This is a genomic window from Streptomyces phytophilus, assembly GCF_013870535.1.
Classification (GTDB): Bacteria; Actinomycetota; Actinomycetes; order Streptomycetales; family Streptomycetaceae; genus Streptomyces; species Streptomyces phytophilus.
Genome location: NZ_JACBXC010001172.1, coordinates 1 through 1,879, shown reverse-complemented (window position 1 = coordinate 1,879; position 1,879 = coordinate 1). Strand labels below are relative to the sequence as shown.

The window sequence follows — 1,879 nt, the reverse complement described above, 5'->3', positions numbered from 1 at the left end:
CCTCCGCCGTCGGGTTGCCCCTGACGACCTTGATCTCGTCGGACATCGGCCCTCCTCACACCAGCTGCTCTGACGGCCGCCTACAGCGGGATGTTCCCGTGCTTCTTCGGCGGCAGCGCCTCCCGCTTGTTGCGCAGCACCCGCAGCCCCTTCGCCACCTGCCGCCGCGTCTCCGACGGCATGACGACGGCATCCACATACCCGCGCTCGGCCGCCGCATACGGGTTCAGCAGCGCGTCCTCGTACTCCCGGATCAGCTCCGCGCGCCGCGCCTCGCGCTCCTGCTCGTCGTCGATGGCGGCGAGCGTACGGCGGTGGAGGATGTTGACCGCGCCCTGCGCGCCCATGACGGCGATCTGCGCGGTGGGCCAGGCCAGGTTGAGGTCCGCGCCGAGGTGCTTGGAGCCCATCACGTCGTACGCGCCGCCGAACGCCTTGCGGGTGATCACCGTGATCAGCGGCACGGTGGCCTCGGCGTACGCGTAGATCAGCTTGGCGCCGCGGCGGATGATGCCGTCGTACTCCTGGTCCGTGCCCGGCAGGAAGCCGGGGACGTCGACGAAGGTGAGCACGGGGACGTTGAACGCGTCGCAGGTGCGCACGAAGCGGGCGGCCTTCTCGCTGGCCTTGATGTCCAGGCAGCCGGCGAACTGCATGGGCTGGTTGGCGACGACGCCGACCGGGTGGCCGTCGACGCGGCCGAAGCCGGTGACGATGTTCGGCGCGTACAGCGCCTGGGTCTCCAGGAACTCGCGGTCGTCCAGCACGTGCTCGATGGCGGTGTGCATGTCGTACGGCTGGTTCGCCGAGTCCGGGATGAGGGTGTCCAGCTCGCGGTCCTCGTCGGTGACCGCCGCCTCGCCCTCCTCCGGGAACGCGGGCGGCTCGCTGAGGTTGTTGGACGGCAGGTACGACAGCAGCGCCTTGACGTAGTCGAAGGCGTCCTTCTCGTCGCCCGCCATGTGGTGGGCGACCCCCGAGGTGGTGTTGTGGGTACGGGCGCCGCCCAGCTCCTCGAAGCCGACGTCCTCGCCGGTGACGGTCTTGATGACGTCGGGCCCCGTGATGAACATGTGCGACGTGCCGTCCACCATCACGGTGAAGTCCGTGATGGCCGGTGAGTACACCGCGCCGCCCGCGCACGGGCCGACGATGACGCTGATCTGCGGTACGACGCCGGAGCTGTGGACGTTGCGGCGGAAGATCTCCGCGAAGAGCCCCAGCGCGACGACGCCCTCCTGGATGCGTGCGCCGCCCCCGTCGTTGATGCCGATGACCGGGCAGCCGGTCTTCATGGCGAAGTCCATCGCCTTGACGATCTTCTCGCCGTAGACCTCGCCGAGGGAGCCGCCGAAGACCGTGAAGTCCTGCGAATACACCACGACGGGGCGGCCGTCCACCGTCCCGTAGCCGGTGACGACGCCGTCGCCGTACGGGCGGTTGGACTCGATGCCGAAGTTCGTCGAGCGGTGCCGGGCGAACTCGTCCAGCTCCGTGAACGACCCGTCGTCCAGCAGCAGGTCGACCCGCTCGCGCGCGGTCAGCTTGCCCTTCGCATGCTGCTTCTCCACCGCGCGCGCCGACCCGGCGTGCGTGGCCTCCTCGATCCGGCGGCTGAGATCGGCGAGCCGGCCGGCCGTCGTGTGGCTGTCCGCCGTCTCGGCGTTGGGCTCGTGCGCCTGGGCCATCGCGGTGCAGCTCCTGCTCGTCGGGGGGCGCCTCCGGGCGGGGTACCCGGGGGACTGCGGGACTTACCGCTACGTAGGTTATCGGCGCACGGCCGCCGTACGGGTGCGGCGTTGGCCACACCCGCGGCGTGGCGCCGGCGGGGTGCGGACGGGGCACCGGCGGGGGGCCGGTGGGTCAGTGGGTCTTGGTG

At 70.7% G+C, this 1,879-nt stretch carries 1 protein-coding gene; it reads right to left on the bottom strand.

The window, feature by feature from the left end; genetic code table 11:
* Positions 1 to 80 precede the first annotated feature (80 nt).
* Entirely contained in the window at positions 81 to 1,688 is a 1,608-nt protein-coding gene (locus H5J30_RS30390) for an acyl-CoA carboxylase subunit beta (RefSeq protein WP_181790643.1), read from the bottom strand.
* Positions 1,689 to 1,879 lie beyond the last annotated feature (191 nt).

What these genes read in the sequence shown, in the direction of transcription:
- H5J30_RS30390 (WP_181790643.1), bottom strand. Translation starts at nt 1,688, where the DNA reads ATGGCCCAGGCGCACGAGCCCAACGCCGAGACGGCGGACAGCCACACG.